Origin of the sequence: uncultured Bacteroides sp., from assembly GCF_937912035.1 — a bacterium.
In the GTDB taxonomy this organism is placed as follows: Bacteria; Bacteroidota; Bacteroidia; order Bacteroidales; family Bacteroidaceae; genus Phocaeicola.
Genome location: NZ_CALDPF010000051.1, coordinates 13,204 through 28,221, shown reverse-complemented (window position 1 = coordinate 28,221; position 15,018 = coordinate 13,204). Strand labels below are relative to the sequence as shown.

The following is a 15,018-nucleotide window of genomic DNA, read 5'->3' as shown; positions in this document are numbered from 1 at the left end:
ATATACTTGTAGATATAATCTTTCCCCTTTTTTTTATCTTAAACAAAGCTTATGGGAGAAAGGATTTCATTTAGAAAGAATGAACAATTACATACTGTGAATCCACGTTGGCGTGGCAATCCTTCCGTTAAAGGTAAATTCTTTAACCGTCAGCATAGATGGCGTCCTGGAATGGGAAGTATATTGAAGTGGAGATTCTCGCCTAATCCGCAAAGGAAAGAAAAGCGTAGGATAAAGTGGAATCCTAATGTTAGGTATCTCCATAATCTTGATTCGGTAACAGGTAATTCGCTGATTTGGTTGGGGCATAATTCTTTCTTTCTTCAATTAGGTGGAAAACGTTTCATGATTGATCCTGTTTTCGGAAGCATACCTTTTGTGAAGAGAAGGAGTACTTTTCCTGCCGATCCTTCAATATTCAGGAATATAGATTATTTGCTTATCAGTCATGACCATTTCGATCATCTTGACAAACCGAGTGTGGCTCGTCTGGTTTCCGAAAATCCCGGAATGAAATTGTTTTGTGGTATCGGTACCGGACAACTGATAAAAGGATGGTTTCCTGAAATGGAGGTAATCGAAGCCGGATGGTACCAGCAGCATAAGGATGACGGTCTTTGTCTGACCTTCCTTCCGGCACAGCACTGGAGCAAAAGAGGAGTGAGTGATGGCGGTGAGCGCCTTTGGGGAGCTTTTATGATACAGGCAGACGGAATAACTATTTATAATAGCGGTGATACGGGATACGCTCACCATTTTAAGGAGTTATCTGATATTTTCCCACACATTGACTATTGTATGATTGGAATAGGTGCATATAAGCCACGATGGTTTATGAAACCCAACCACATATCTCCATACGATGCCCTTACTGCTTCTGCTGAGATGGGTGCACGAATGACTATACCGATGCATTATGGCACTTTCGACCTTTCAGATGAACCTTTATTTGATCCGCCTCATGTATTTGCTGCTGAGGCCAGAAAAAGGAATATGGATGTCATGATTCCTGAATTGGGTGAAGTGGTTAAATTACATCATATCAGATAGAATCTGTTTTCTTGGAAAAACGGGATACACCTCTATAAACAAAAAATGAACAGCCTTTCGGACTGTTCATTTTTTGTTTATAGAAATATATTCGGTTGATTATTTTTTCAAGGCAGCGATGCTTTCTTTCAGTGCTGCAATCTTGGTTTCTGCATCAGCCTGTTTCTTGCGTTCCATTTCAATAACGTTAGCCGGAGCCTTGCTTACAAACTTCTCGTTGCTTAGCTTCTTCATTACGCTCATGAGGAATCCTTCCTGATATTTCAGGTCTGCTTCAAGTTTCTTCAGCTCTTCTTCCACGTTGATAAGGTTGCCCAGAGGAACTGCATATTCAGTTGTACCAACCATGAACGAAGCTGCACCTTCTGCCTTTGCATCTACCTGTGCTATTTCAGACAGGTTACACAATTTCTCTATCACAGCATTGAAGTCTGCTACAGGGCTTTCTCCAACCACTTCAAGATTCAAAGCCTCTTTCTGAGCAATGTTCTTCTGAAGTCTGATAGTACGGATGCCACCGATAACTTCTTTTACAGCTTCAAATTTGTTTATGATAGTTTCATCGTAAGTCTCTGTCATATTAAGAGTCTGAGTCATGATGCTTTCACCATCCTTGCGGTCATAGATGTGCTGCCACAACTCTTCAGTAATGAATGGCATGAACGGATGCAGAAGCTTGAGCAATGTATCGAAGAAGCTCAAAGTCTTTTCGTAAGTCACACTGTCAATAGGTTGTCCGTATGCAGGTTTCACCATTTCAAGATACCAGCTTGAAAATTCGTCCCAGAACAGCTTGTAAACCACCATAAGAGCCTCGCTCAGACGGTATTTGCTAAATAGGTCGTTTACTTCAGCTGTAGTTTTGGCAAGCATAGCTTCGAACCATTCAGTTGCCAGGCGTGCGTATTCAGGCTGTTCGTTGCCTTCTACGTTCCATCCCTTAACCAGACGGAATGCGTTCCATATCTTGTTGTTGAAGTTACGTCCCTGTTCGCAGAGAGCGTCGTCAAACAGGATATCGTTTCCTGCAGGTGCAGCAAGCATCATACCCATACGTACACCGTCGGCACCATATTTGTCTATCAGTTCAAGTGGGTCTGGTGAGTTACCCAGTGACTTGGACATCTTACGGCCGATTTTATCGCGTACGATACCGGTGAAGTAAACATTCTTGAAAGGCATGTCGCCCATATATTCATATCCTGCCATAATCATACGTGCCACCCAGAAGAATATGATGTCCGGTCCTGTTACAAGGTCGGCAGTAGGGTAGTAGTATTTTATTTCCTCGTTGCCCGGATTGTTGATTCCGTCGAACAGAGAGATAGGCCACAACCATGAAGAGAACCATGTGTCCAGACAGTCTTCATCCTGACGTAGGTCTTCAATCTTCATATCCTTGTTGCCTGTTTTCTCAATGGCAAGTTTCAAAGCTTCTTCAGCTGTTTCTGCTACAACAAATCCACCCTGAGGCAAAAAGTAAGCAGGAATTCTGTGTCCCCACCACAACTGACGGCTTATACACCAGTCCTTGATGTTTTCCATCCAATACTTGTAAGTGTTCTTGTATTTGGCAGGATAGAATTTCAGTTCATCATTCATTACAGGTGGCAATGCCATGTCTGCAAAGTGTTTCATCTTGAGGAACCACTGCATTGACAGTTTAGGTTCGATGGCAACGTTTGTACGTTCAGAGAAACCGACCTTGTTGTTGTATGCTTCAACTTTTTCAAGCAGACCTGCTGCAGCAAGATCTTTTTCAATCTGTTCGCGAACGTCGAAACGGTCCATGCCTACATACATTCCTGCAGCCTCGCTGATAGTACCGTTGTCATTGAAAATATCTATTGACTGGAGGTTATATTTTTCGCCCAGCATATAGTCGTTCACATCGTGTGCGGGAGTAACCTTCAAGCATCCAGTACCAAACTCTATATCTACATAGTCGTCTTCGATAACAGGTATTACTCTGTTCACTAGCGGAACAATCACCTTTTTACCCTTCAGCCATTCGTTTTTAGGGTCATTAGGATTGATACACATTGCTGTATCACCCATGATTGTTTCAGGACGTGTAGTGGCGACTATAGCGTAACGTCCCTCAGCATCACCTTCAACCTTATATCTTAGGTAGTATAGCTTGCTGTGTTCTTCCTTATATATGACTTCTTCGTCCGAAAGAGCTGTCAGGGCTTTAGGGTCCCAGTTAACCATACGTACACCGCGGTAGATAAGTCCCTTGTTGTAAAGATCAACAAACACCTTTATCACACTCTTGCTTCTTTCTTCGTCCATAGTGAAAGCAGTACGGTCCCAGTCGCATGAGGCTCCAAGTTTACGCAACTGCTTCAGGATGATGCCTCCGTGTTCGTGGGTCCATTCCCAGGCATGTTTCAGGAATTCCTCTCTTGTGAGGTCAGTTTTCTTTATACCCTGCTGAGCCAGTTTGTTCACAACCTTCGCTTCTGTAGCGATAGATGCGTGGTCTGTACCAGGAACCCAGCATGCGTTCTTACCCATCATACGGGCACGACGTACGAGGATGTCCTGTATAGTATTGTTAAGCATGTGTCCCATGTGGAGTACTCCGGTCACATTTGGTGGTGGGATTACGACGGTATATGGTTCTCGTCCGTCCGGTTTAGAACTGAAAAGTTTGTTGTCCAGCCAATACTGGTACCATTTTCCTTCCACATCTGCGGGATTGTACTTACTTGCTAATTCCATGATTTATATATAATTATTATTTGTTTTTACGAAATGTATAATCGGTTGCAAAATTAATAAAAGTTGTTCGAAAATTCAATATAATGACCTATAGTCTTTAAGTTGAATTGAGATGAGCATGATTTGAATATTGTTTTTGTTTCTTGAACGATTTATTCAGAACGGCGATACTGTTTTCTTTTCCAAAAATTGAATCCTGCATATATTTTTAGGCTTCCGAAAGAGTTTGTCATGGAAATATTGTCTTTTCTATAGTCGTAAGTATGCAGAAGAAATGTGGCTCCAACGTAGTATTTACTGTTGTTCCATGTTATACCGGCCCTGGTGATAAGGTCAAAGTTTATATCTTTTACCCATTGTGTCCAGTCGGAGTATAAGTTAGTAGGTATGCCGTTTATTTTAGCTTTTTTATATCCTATAGCCGGAAGGAGAGATATGTTTAGAAGACAGTTTTTTGCGAAAACCCAGTTATATCCATATCCTACACTTAGATTAAAATCGGTGTAGCTCAAACTTTTAAAATTGAGTGAAGGAGTTATCTGATTTTGTATTTCCTGTGGCAATTTTGTATTGTCAAACGATATCTTATGTTGTGAATAAGCAAATCCCACCATTGGTGAACCGCAACTTTTCTTTTGGTTAGTGGACTGGCTGTATGCTGCAGGATAAGAGTATTTGTCGCTTTTGAATATGTAATATGCGTTCAATCCTTTTATACTACTGTTGAAACCATCGAAATCAACTCCAATGTAGTCTTGTGACAAGTTGAAATTCTTACATTTTGTGATTTTGAAATTACTGCCTGTTTTTCTGTAATATAGGTCCAGACCAAATTTTGCACTATAGAGATTGAAAACTGTCTCTGTCCTTTTTTGGTCTTTTTTATTGTTGAATAAGCTACCTAAATCGAATGAATATCCCAGAAAAATCCATCTCCAACCGAAATAAAATCCCAGTTTTGTATTTACTTTGGGAGCAAATCCTAGTATCTTGTTACCATCATTATTTGTACTTCCTAAGTGATAATGTTCAAACCATGTACTTTGTTCCAGCATAAAAGTAAGGTTATACTTATTGGGTAGGATGTAAGATGTGTCGGTTTTATTAAACCAGTCTACGGCTTTGTTTATAAAATTCTTAGTCTGAGCTGATGATTGTTTCTTCAATATTGTTTCTGTAGGAATAGAATCGTGTATTCGCACTAAATCCTTCCTCATTTCCTGAGCGAAAAGAAAGCTTGGAATGAGGTATAATAATGTTAATATTGTTACACGAGCTCTAATTCGCACTTTTATAGTTTATTTAAAATCCTGTCCATAACCCAGTTTGTAGGTGTTGCACTTACTCCATCACATGTACAGATAGATTTTCCTTGCAGATGTTCCACTACTGCTTTTATCAAAGGTAACTGTACGTGTGGCGGGTTCTGGAGAACAATTTCCTCACGTCCTCTTTCCGTATGAAGCGCTATAGGGTCGTATGTGAATATTGAGAAACATATCATACCTTTGTCACCTATAATTTCTATTCTGTCCTCTTTTGCTGATTCATGAGCTACGAAACACCATGATCCTGAACCAGGCAATCCTGAGTCAAATTTGAAGCATGCACTTATAGTATCTTCGGCTTCGTAAAGCCCTCCTCTGTTGCTTTTATAACCTTCGGCTTCAAGTATACAACCGAACATGTCTTGGAGTAAATCAAGTTGATGAGGAGCCAGGTCATAGAAATATCCACCTCCCGATATTACAGGTTGTACACGCCATGGAAGATTCTTGGTGTTATAGTCCAATGCTCTTGGAGGCTGTGCAAACCTTATCTGAACGTTTATTACATTACCTATTTCTCCTGATTTTACCAGCTCTTTGACTTTCTGGAAGTAAGGAAGGTATCGTCTGTAGTATGCAACGAAACATGGAATGCCTGTTTCTTTCGATATTCTGTTTATTCTGGCACAGTCTTCGTACGATGCAGCCATTGGTTTTTCTATATAAACAGGTTTACCGGCTTTCATCGCCATTATTGCAAATGTGGCATGTGATGAAGGAGGTGTGGCTATATAGATGGCATTTACTTCTTCATCTCCAATAAGTTCCTGTGCATCAGTATACCATTTGGGTATGTTATGTCTTTCTGCATACGATTTTACCTTTTCTTCGTCGCGGCTCATCACTGCAACTACTTTGGATCCTTCTACCATATTGAATGCGGGGCCACTCTTTTTTTCTGTTACTTCACCGCATCCTATGAAACCCCAATTTACCTTGTCAAATTTCATCATAACGGAGCTAATAATTTCGGTTAAAGTATTCTTTATATAAATCTTTATATTCTTTAGTTTTGATATATCTTTCCAGCCAACAGTTTATACTGTCCAGCAGTATTGGTGCATTTCTGTTAATTCCCCATGAGTAAAATTGGTTAAAGCTTATGTTTGTGTTCAGATCAAGATTCTTAAATCTTTTGGCATACATTTTTGCTGTCCTCTCATCGCACACCGCATAATCAATGTCTCCTGCTGATACCATAGCCAAGAGTTGTTCAGGACCATAATCGGTTATTTCTTTTATATATATGGAATCACCTATTTCGTCCATTAGATTATTTATTCTCATCAGTGCGGGTGAATCCTTTATTATATTTATAGTCTTTCCTGCAAGTTTAAGAGGACTGTCAATATGATTGTTTTCATCCTTTCTCTGAATAAGAATTTGTTTTCCTATAGCGAAAGGATTTGTAAATAAAATACTGTCTTTAAGTTCTGAGGTTGTAGCTGTTCCCAATGCAATCATATCGTACCTTCCTTCAATGACACCTTTGATTCTTTTCTCATAACTCATTTCAGGCGTCATTTCAAGTTTTAGTCCTTTTTCTTTTGCAAAAGCATTTAAGATTTCATAATCAAACCCATAGGTCTCTCCTTTAAATATATAAAAACTTAGGGCATTATATTCAGTTACAGCCTTTATAACTCCTGATTCCATTATTCCGGGATAGTCTCTAGAGTAGAATTTCTCTTCCGGCTTTTTTCTGGAGAACAATAGTATTATAACAGTCGATACGACTATTATGGATATTATATATTTCAGAAGTTTTCTTACCATATAATCAAACTGTCTTTATTTGAAATTAATCGAAGAAATTCCATGAAATACCTAGTTTCAGGCCTCTTGGGTTTAGGGGATAATGTGGAGCAAGGAAATAACTTCTTTCTCCTGTGCCCTGAACAAGATTATACATCATTACAAAAAAACGTGTACGTTTAAGATGTAGATTTATGTATCCGTTTACTAGCGGATATCCTCCCAACTTATATCTTGTGTCTTTGTTCTGTAGATAGAATTGACCAATTGCTGGTGCATAATCAGGAGCATAGTATTGTGTGAAATACCTGACATCCGCACCCAACTCTACAGTCAGAACTTTCTTGGCAAGTCCGGCTCTGATATATAGGTTATGGTAAAGAACCAGTTCAGGTAGTGGTAATATGTTGCTGTTGCTGCTCTTCTGATAAATTACTTCATTGTCCAGATGCAATATTCCAAATTTAAAGTCCTGTCTCAGTTTTGCACTGAACACCTGTATGTTACCCGAATGTTGTTTCACAGCTATGTCGTTTTTGTAGGTCGTAGCCTCTCCTTCACCACCTGTGTATGCCACCGAAGTATTGTCTAGATAAGTGTAGTTTGTTATATTCTCCACACCTGCATGTAATTGGGTTTTCCATTTGTCAATACTCAGTTTGCCTTCAATCTTAGTTCGTGTAATCATTGACAAGTCATTGTCCCACCAATAATGTTTTGAGTGGAAATGACGATAGTAGAATGCAGGGTTCTGATTCTTTATGTATGCTTTAGCGTCAAGTCTTACGGTATCATTGAACAGCTTGAAGTTCAAGTCACCTTTTCCTTCAATATTAAATTGTCCTATGTCTTCTCCAAGTACAGCTATCTCGCCAAGCACATCATAATGCAATGTCTTACCCTGTGATTTTATAAGCTGTCCTCCTACTGATAGGACATTCTCCTTGTAATCTCTCATGAACTGTCCGGCTTTCCCTTCTATACTGTCAGTCATCGAGAATCTTCTATGTTCGAAACTGACGAAAGCTGTCAGCCCTGCTTTCGCCCATTTGTTGAATCCCTCTCTCAAGGATATTCCTACAGTGTTCTTTACAGACATGTATTTGGTAATGTCTGTAGAGTCATTCCCTAGATAATGATTTTGGAAATACTCTCTGTTTTGTGTATCATTATAAGAAATATAACGGCGTGTGTTCATATCTACCTTTACGGTATGTATGAAGCTGGTCACCGGAACAAAAATCTCTTTCGCTATTGTATCATTTTCGTTTGTTTCATCTTTATAAAAACCTAAATTGTATCTGTGTGTCAGAAATGCATGATAGCCAGTGTTTTTATTCCATATATCCTGCAAGTTTGTCGGTATTTCGTATGACTTGAAAACTCTTCCTCCCTCAGCCATTTCTATAGGTTGTGTCACATATCTGTCATCAGCGATACCTCCGTTTTCAGTGATCTTCATATTATCATTCAAGAAGCTGAAGTGCATCTCGTATTTGTCACCATGATAATAAGCGAACAGGTTCCCATTGAAAAGTGCGGTAGACTGGTTTAGGTATTTACCTCTACCGTAAATATAGTCAATGTTGAAACCGAATCCGAGTCTTTTGTTGGCATTTACTGCGAAATAAGCCTTGAATCTTTCCTCAGCTCTTCTACCTGAACCATGTTTGTAGTATGTTAGATTTGTAAATGGTGATTTTGTATTTGTATATATTATTTTTTCAGGAGTAAGGTATGCAAAGTCATACGGGTCTGTGAAGAATTCCTGTGTAGTCTCTGCTCTTTCAAAAAATACGTGTGAAATACGTGGTGAACCAAGATTTCCAAGATATGTATAGTGTCCTGTAGGTCCGCCATTGTCGTTTGTGTTTTGGAATCCGAATTGAAGAGTGTCCACAGGTATTGTGGTTTTATTTCCAAAGCGTTCTTCGATAACCCATGAGCTGAGTCCCACAGGTATAGTGCTTGCGTCGTTAACAGCAGTTGTGTCTATGGGATTACCGTTTCTGTCGAAACGATTACTGCTAACCCCTGACGCAGAAGAACCGTATTGGTTTTGCATCATGTTCTGTGCCTGTGCAAACATGCTTATGCACGCAAGTATAAATATAGCTGTAATAAGTATCTTTCTCATATCGTGGCAAAGATAGTGCAAAACGAGAGAAGTACAAAACGAAAATATAGTTTTCGGTTTGTAAATCCGAGGTTCAGTCTATCTTATTCAAAGATACAATATAAAAACGAAAAAAGGAGGATAATCGTTAAGAGATTATTCCTCCTTTTTAACATATAGGATATAATAATGATTTTTTATGCTTCTTTTATTATTTCCATACCAATGCGTATAGCTTCTTCGTTCATCGGTATGAGGTGGTGGTGACGTTCAGGCAAAGTCTTTCGCAATGCTTTTACTACACTTTCTGTTGATACTACCGGCATCAGTTTCAGCAATCCGCCAAGTACTATCATGTTGAAAGTCTTCGCCATGTTGCGTTCGTTTGCTTCATCCATGGCATCAATACGGTAAACTTTTATATCTTTTCTGGTAGGAGGATTGATAATTCCATATCCGTCGTAGATAAGTATTCCACCAGGTTTTACCTTACTCTCAAATTTTGCAAGTGATGGCTGGTTCAATATTATGGCGCAGTCATATTTGCTTAATATAGGAGATGATATTCTTTCGTCGCTCACAATAACCGTTACGTTTGCAGTTCCACCTCTCTGTTCAGGTCCGTATGCCGGCATCCAGGTCACTTCCTTGTTTTCCATCAATCCGGAGTAAGCAAGAATTTTACCCATGGACAAAACTCCCTGTCCTCCAAATCCGGCTATAATTATTTCATGCTTCATTTTCTTTTTGAATAATAGAGTGATTGAATATTATAAAGTAGTGTCCTTCAGGTCGCCTAGCGGGTAGAATGGGAACATGTTCTCTTCCATCCATTTGTTGGCTTTTTCCGGTGACATTTTCCAACCGGAGTTACATGTAGATACTATTTCCACCAGGTTCGAGCCTTTTCCCTGCATAGAGTTTTCGAATGCTTTTCTTATGGCTTTCTTTGCCTTGCGGATGGCTGCGACAGTATGAACTGACTGTCTTGTAACATAACAGGTTCCTTGCAGTGTGGCGGCAATTTCAGTCATTTTAAGCGGATATCCGTGTATTTCAGGATCACGTCCGTAAGGACAAGTAGCTGTTTTCATTCCCACCAGTGTAGTAGGAGCCATCTGTCCGCCTGTCATACCGTATATTGCGTTGTTTATGAAGATAATGGTAATATTTTCACCCCTGTTGAGTGCGTGTATTGTTTCTGCTGTACCTATACATGCCAGGTCGCCGTCTCCCTGATATGTAAATACCAGTCTGTCAGGCCATAGTCTCTTTATTGCAGTGGCTAGTGCAGGCGCACGTCCGTGGGCCGCTTCCTGACAGTCAATGTCAAGGTAGTTATACATGAATACTGCACATCCCACAGGGCTGACTCCTATAGCCTTTTCGCTCATTCCCATTTCTTCTATTACTTCGGCAATAAGCTTGTGTACCACACCGTGGCTACATCCCGGGCAGTAGTGCATCGGATTATCGTTAAGCAGTTTCGGCTTCTGGTAAACCAGATTTTCCGGCTTCATTATTTCTTCTTTTGTCATATTATTTTCCTCCGTAATTGTCATAGTAAGAAGCGGAACACGAATTCTATCATCTTCAGGAACAGTGAAGCGCCGCACACATAAAAGAATACGGTTTTGTCATCGCCTAAAGTGAAATATAGGATAATAGATGCCAGTGCTCCAAGCATGAACAGAATGTTCAATATGTTTCTTATCTTGTCGTTGTCCATTATTTCTTCTTACTGGGGTTATTTAATGAGTTTTTCTTTCAAAGCATCTACCACTTCGTCCGGATCAGGTACGATACCGCCCAAACGGCCGAAATGGTGTACAGGTACGTTGCACTCTACAGCCAGTTTTACATCTTCAATCATTTGTCCGCTGTTGAGTTCTACCACCAATATACCTTTGACTTGTTTTGCTCTTTCTGCAATTTCCGGAGATGGGAACGGCCATAATGTTATAGGACGGAACAGACCTACCTTTATACCTTCCTCGCGTGCATGTTCCATTGCCTTTTGTGCTATACGAGCGCATGAACCGAATGCTACTATCAGGTATTCTGCATCTTCGCATTCTATTTCCTCATAACGTCTTTCGTTGGCTTCTATTTCCGCATATTTGTTCTGCAGATGTAAGTTTCTCTGTTCCATTACGGCAGGATCAAGTTCCAGAGAAGTGATTACGATAGGTTTGCGTCCTTTACATCCTGTCGATGCCCAAGGACACTGTTCGATTATTTCTTCATCTGTACGTCTTGGGCGTGGCTCAGGCAATACCACCTTTTCCATCATCTGACCTATTACACCGTCTGCAAGTATCATTGCCGGATTACGGTATTTGAATGCCAGGTCAAAACCTAGTTTTACGAAATCAGCCATTTCCTGAACTGATGCCGGTGCAAGTGCTATCAGGCGATAGTCACCGTGTCCTCCTCCCTTTGTAGTCTGGAAATAGTCTGCCTGACTTGGCTGTATTGTTCCCAGTCCCGGACCTCCACGCATTACGTTTACGATAAGACAAGGCAATTCTGCTCCTGCTATATAAGATATACCTTCCTGTTTAAGGCTGACTCCGGGACTTGATGATGATGTCATTACCATTTTTCCTGTTCCCGCACCACCATATACCATGTTTATTGCGGCAACTTCACTCTCTGCCTGCAGAACCACCATTCCGGTTGTTTCCCATGGCTTCTGTTCAGCCAGTGTTTCAAGCACTTCTGATTGCGGAGTGATAGGGTAACCGAAGTATCCGTCCACACCGATACGTATTGCGGCGTGTGCTATGGCTTCGTTACCTTTCATTAGAACTACTTCTTCTGCCATATTTTTCTTTATTTATCGTTTATTCTTAATAGTATGGTTATTCACATTTTGCTCTGTAAACAGTCAGGCAACCGTCTGGACATACGATAGCGCATGATGAACAACCGTTGCAAGTGTCTTCTACCACCTGCTGTACATAATTATATCCTTTTTGATTTACTTTTGGAGTAAGAGCCAATACTTTAAGCGGGCAAGCAACAACACAAAGGTTACATCCTTTGCATCGCTCGGTGTTTACTACCACCACTCCTTTCATTTTAGCCATATATATACGTATTTAGAGTTTTATTGATTAAACATATCTTTATTATAGAAATTCAGGATATCCATCATCATGGCTCTGGCATCTTTTGCCGGGCTTTCCGGATTGATGTTTATGGCTTCCTGATAATTGTTGAGCGCGCCTTGCCAGTCACCAAGTTTTCTACATGCATTTCCTTTAAGATAATAAGCTCTGTCAGCGTATTCTGTGTTCTGTTCAATAATTCTGTCCAGAGCTTCCTTGGCTTCGGCTATACGGCCGTCTTTAATCATTATTTTTATGTTCTCCAGTATATTATTCATCAAAATACAAAATGTTAAGACGTATGCAAAGATACATTTTATTTAATATCAAAGTCTTTTTTTTAAGAATAAATAGTCATCGATTGTCCTTTTTTTGTGTGTATTGTTGTTATTTTATATATTTCTTTTGTAAGTATTTTTATTTGTTATACCTTTGCGAGGTTGAAACAAAAAGAATGAGAATCTGAAATATAACTAACTTTAAGAGTTTAAAATGAACAAAATTATTTCAAAAGAACATTTTTCAGAGAAAGTTTTTAAGCTTGTTATTGAAGCTCCTCTGATTGCAAAATCTCGTAAAGCAGGTCATTTTGTCATTGTACGTGTAGGCGATAAGGGTGAACGTATGCCTCTTACCATAGCCGAAGCAGATCCTGTGAAAGGTACAATTACATTGGTGGTTCAGAAAGTGGGATTGTCTTCAACTCGTCTTTGTGAGTTGAACGAGGGAGATTATATCACAGACGTAGTAGGACCTTTGGGTAAAGCTACACACATTGAAAACTTTGGTACTGTAGTTTGTGCCGGAGGTGGAGTAGGAGTAGCTCCTATGCTTCCTATCGTTCAGGCTCTGAAGGCTGCCGGGAATAAGGTTATTACAGTACTGGCCGGACGTTCAAAGGAACTTATCATTCTGGAAAACGAGATGCGTGCAAGTTCTGACGAAGTAATTATCATGACTGACGATGGTTCATATGGAAAGAAAGGTCTGGTTACAGAAGGTATTGAAGAAGTAATCAAGCGCGAAAAGGTAGATAAGTGTTTTGCCATTGGTCCTGCCATCATGATGAAGTTCGTTTGTCTGCTCACAAAGAAATACGAAATTCCTACAGATGTATCTTTGAATACTATCATGGTTGACGGTACAGGTATGTGTGGTGCATGCCGTATCACTGTAGGAGGCAAGACTAAGTTCGTTTGTGTGGATGGTCCTGAGTTCGATGGACATCAGGTTGATTTCGATGAAATGTTGAAACGTATGGGGGCGTTCAAGGATATTGAAGTAGAGGAAATCCACAAGCTCGATCCTAAACCGGATACATGCGAGGCTGTAAAACCGGCTGACGACCGTTCTGCACAGTGGCGTGAAGAATTGCGTAAGAGTATGAAACCGAAAGAACGTACGCTTATCCCACGTGTACATATGAACGAGCTTGATCCTGAATACCGTTCACACAGCCGTAAGGAAGAAGTTAACCTGGGCTTGAATGAAGAACAGGCTCTGACAGAAGCTAAACGTTGTCTTGACTGTGCCAATCCTTCATGTATGGAAGGTTGTCCTGTAGGAATCAATATACCGACATTTATAAAGAATATAGAGCGTGGTGAGTTCCTTGAAGCTGCACGTGTATTGAAACAGACTAGTGCACTTCCGGCTGTTTGCGGTCGTGTATGTCCACAGGAAAAACAGTGCGAGTCTAAATGTATCCACCTGAAGATGGGACACGAGGCTGTAGCCATCGGCTATCTTGAACGTTTCGCTGCCGATTATGAACGCGAAAGCGGACAGATTTCTGTACCTGAAATAGCTGAAAAGAAAGGAATCAAAGTAGCAGTTGTTGGTTCTGGTCCTGCAGGTCTTTCATTTGCTGGCGATATGGCAAAGATGGGTTACGATGTAACGGTGTTCGAGGCTTTGCATGAAATTGGTGGTGTGTTGAAATACGGTATTCCTGAATTCCGTCTTCCTAACAAGATTGTTGACGTAGAAATAGACAACCTTTCTAAGATGGGTGTGGAATTCGTTAAGGACTGTATTATCGGTAAGACTGTAAGTGTGGAAGACCTCGAGAAAGAAGGATTCAAAGGTGTCTTTGTTGCATCAGGTGCCGGTCTGCCTAACTTTATGAATATTCCGGGTGAGAACTCTATCAATATCATGTCATCGAATGAGTACCTGACACGTGTCAACCTGATGGATGCTGCAAGCGAAGATTCTGATACTCCTGTCACATTCGGTAAGCGAGTAGCTGTAATCGGTGGTGGTAACACTGCTATGGACTCTGTCCGTACAGCACGCCGTCTCGGTGCAGAAAAGGCAATGATAATCTATCGCCGTTCGGAAGCTGAAATGCCTGCACGTCTTGAAGAAGTTAAGCATGCCAAGGAAGAAGGAGTAGAGTTCCTTACACTGCATAACCCTATTGAATATATTGCCGACGAAAAAGGTCGTGTGAAACAGGTTGTTCTTCAGAAGATGGAACTTGGCGAACCTGACGCTTCAGGTCGTCGCAGTCCTGTTGCCATACCTGGAGCTATCGAAACAATAGATATCGATATGGCTATCGTCAGCGTAGGTGTATCTCCTAATCCTATCGTTCCAAATTCTATTCCTGGCTTGGAACTTGGACGTAAAGGTACAATTGCAGTAAATGAAGATATGCAGTCTTCAATTCCTACAATTTACGCAGGTGGTGACATCGTTCGCGGTGGTGCTACAGTTATCCTTGCCATGGGTGACGGTCGTCGTGCCGCAGCGGCAATGGACAAACAGTTGAGCGGTAAATAATTTTAGACTACAGTTTTAGCGGTAACATTCCGTTCTGAAATAATTATGAGGGCAGTCTTGACTATCTGTGATAGTTAAGGCTGTCCTTTTTTTATACCATAAAAAAACTCGGCTGCTACAAGAGCGGCCGAGTTTCATATAA

At 40.5% G+C, this 15,018-nt stretch carries 13 protein-coding genes; 2 read left to right on the top strand and 11 right to left on the bottom strand.

Annotated elements, in window-relative coordinates; genetic code table 11:
- Positions 1 to 51: 51 nt before the first annotated feature.
- Entirely contained in the window at positions 52 to 1,050 is a 999-nt protein-coding gene (locus Q0486_RS14350; protein WP_299234826.1) for an MBL fold metallo-hydrolase, read from the top strand.
- 99 nt (positions 1,051 to 1,149) lie between these two features.
- Here Q0486_RS14350 and Q0486_RS14345 read toward each other — a convergent pair whose 3' ends face one another.
- The 11 genes from Q0486_RS14345 to Q0486_RS14295 form a co-directional block, all read right to left on the bottom strand.
- The gene (locus Q0486_RS14345; RefSeq protein ID WP_299234823.1) at positions 1,150 to 3,777 is read right to left on the bottom strand and encodes a valine--tRNA ligase; all 2,628 of its coding nucleotides are present in this window, start codon (positions 3,775 to 3,777) and stop codon (positions 1,150 to 1,152) included.
- 152 nt (positions 3,778 to 3,929) lie between these two features.
- On the bottom strand, positions 3,930 to 5,066 hold the full coding sequence (locus tag Q0486_RS14340; protein ID WP_299234820.1) for a DUF4421 domain-containing protein: 1,137 nt from the start codon (positions 5,064 to 5,066) through the stop codon (positions 3,930 to 3,932).
- A gap of 2 nt (positions 5,067 to 5,068) precedes the next feature.
- Positions 5,069 to 6,058 (bottom strand): Gfo/Idh/MocA family oxidoreductase, encoded by a 990-nt coding sequence (locus Q0486_RS14335; protein WP_299234817.1) that lies wholly within the window; start codon positions 6,056 to 6,058, stop codon positions 5,069 to 5,071.
- Positions 6,059 to 6,065: 7 nt separating this feature from the next.
- Positions 6,066 to 6,881 (bottom strand): transporter substrate-binding domain-containing protein, encoded by an 816-nt coding sequence (locus Q0486_RS14330; RefSeq protein ID WP_299234814.1) that lies wholly within the window; start codon positions 6,879 to 6,881, stop codon positions 6,066 to 6,068.
- A 25-nt stretch (positions 6,882 to 6,906) separates the two neighbouring features.
- On the bottom strand, positions 6,907 to 8,997 hold the full coding sequence (locus Q0486_RS14325; RefSeq protein WP_299234812.1) for a putative porin: 2,091 nt from the start codon (positions 8,995 to 8,997) through the stop codon (positions 6,907 to 6,909).
- Positions 8,998 to 9,173: 176 nt separating this feature from the next.
- Positions 9,174 to 9,716, bottom strand: a complete 543-nt coding sequence (locus Q0486_RS14320) for a 2-oxoacid:acceptor oxidoreductase family protein (protein WP_154044975.1) — start codon at positions 9,714 to 9,716, stop codon at positions 9,174 to 9,176.
- A gap of 30 nt (positions 9,717 to 9,746) precedes the next feature.
- Positions 9,747 to 10,514, bottom strand: a complete 768-nt coding sequence (locus tag Q0486_RS14315; RefSeq protein WP_154044974.1) for a thiamine pyrophosphate-dependent enzyme — start codon at positions 10,512 to 10,514, stop codon at positions 9,747 to 9,749.
- A gap of 20 nt (positions 10,515 to 10,534) precedes the next feature.
- Positions 10,535 to 10,705 (bottom strand): hypothetical protein, encoded by a 171-nt coding sequence (locus Q0486_RS14310; protein ID WP_262543777.1) that lies wholly within the window; start codon positions 10,703 to 10,705, stop codon positions 10,535 to 10,537.
- Between the two features lie 18 nt (positions 10,706 to 10,723).
- The gene (locus Q0486_RS14305) at positions 10,724 to 11,803 is read right to left on the bottom strand and encodes a 3-methyl-2-oxobutanoate dehydrogenase subunit VorB (protein WP_204393510.1); all 1,080 of its coding nucleotides are present in this window, start codon (positions 11,801 to 11,803) and stop codon (positions 10,724 to 10,726) included.
- A 37-nt stretch (positions 11,804 to 11,840) separates the two neighbouring features.
- The gene (locus Q0486_RS14300) at positions 11,841 to 12,068 is read right to left on the bottom strand and encodes a 4Fe-4S binding protein (protein ID WP_154044972.1); all 228 of its coding nucleotides are present in this window, start codon (positions 12,066 to 12,068) and stop codon (positions 11,841 to 11,843) included.
- Between the two features lie 20 nt (positions 12,069 to 12,088).
- Complete coding sequence (locus Q0486_RS14295; protein ID WP_299234902.1) at positions 12,089 to 12,367, bottom strand: tetratricopeptide repeat protein; 279 nt, start codon at positions 12,365 to 12,367, stop codon at positions 12,089 to 12,091.
- 214 nt (positions 12,368 to 12,581) lie between these two features.
- Between Q0486_RS14295 and Q0486_RS14290 the strand changes: the two genes are divergently transcribed.
- Positions 12,582 to 14,876: a bifunctional dihydroorotate dehydrogenase B NAD binding subunit/NADPH-dependent glutamate synthase gene (locus tag Q0486_RS14290; protein ID WP_204393512.1), complete on the top strand. Its 2,295-nt coding sequence runs from the start codon at positions 12,582 to 12,584 to the stop codon at positions 14,874 to 14,876.
- Positions 14,877 to 15,018: the final 142 nt, after the last annotated feature.

Bases quoted from the DNA above. Each gene is read 5' to 3' on its own strand.
- Q0486_RS14350 (WP_299234826.1), top strand. From the start codon at position 52: ATGGGAGAAAGGATTTCATTTAGAAAGAATGAACAATTACATACTGTG.
- Q0486_RS14345 (WP_299234823.1), bottom strand. From the start codon at position 3,777: ATGGAATTAGCAAGTAAGTACAATCCCGCAGATGTGGAAGGAAAATGG.
- Q0486_RS14335 (WP_299234817.1), bottom strand. From the start codon at position 6,058: ATGATGAAATTTGACAAGGTAAATTGGGGTTTCATAGGATGCGGTGAA.
- Q0486_RS14330 (WP_299234814.1), bottom strand. From the start codon at position 6,881: ATGGTAAGAAAACTTCTGAAATATATAATATCCATAATAGTCGTATCG.
- Q0486_RS14325 (WP_299234812.1), bottom strand. From the start codon at position 8,997: ATGAGAAAGATACTTATTACAGCTATATTTATACTTGCGTGCATAAGC.
- Q0486_RS14320 (WP_154044975.1), bottom strand. From the start codon at position 9,716: ATGAAGCATGAAATAATTATAGCCGGATTTGGAGGACAGGGAGTTTTG.
- Q0486_RS14315 (WP_154044974.1), bottom strand. From the start codon at position 10,514: ATGACAAAAGAAGAAATAATGAAGCCGGAAAATCTGGTTTACCAGAAG.
- Q0486_RS14310 (WP_262543777.1), bottom strand. From the start codon at position 10,705: ATGGACAACGACAAGATAAGAAACATATTGAACATTCTGTTCATGCTT.
- Q0486_RS14305 (WP_204393510.1), bottom strand. From the start codon at position 11,803: ATGGCAGAAGAAGTAGTTCTAATGAAAGGTAACGAAGCCATAGCACAC.
- Q0486_RS14300 (WP_154044972.1), bottom strand. From the start codon at position 12,068: ATGGCTAAAATGAAAGGAGTGGTGGTAGTAAACACCGAGCGATGCAAA.
- Q0486_RS14295 (WP_299234902.1), bottom strand. From the start codon at position 12,367: ATGAATAATATACTGGAGAACATAAAAATAATGATTAAAGACGGCCGT.
- Q0486_RS14290 (WP_204393512.1), top strand. From the start codon at position 12,582: ATGAACAAAATTATTTCAAAAGAACATTTTTCAGAGAAAGTTTTTAAG.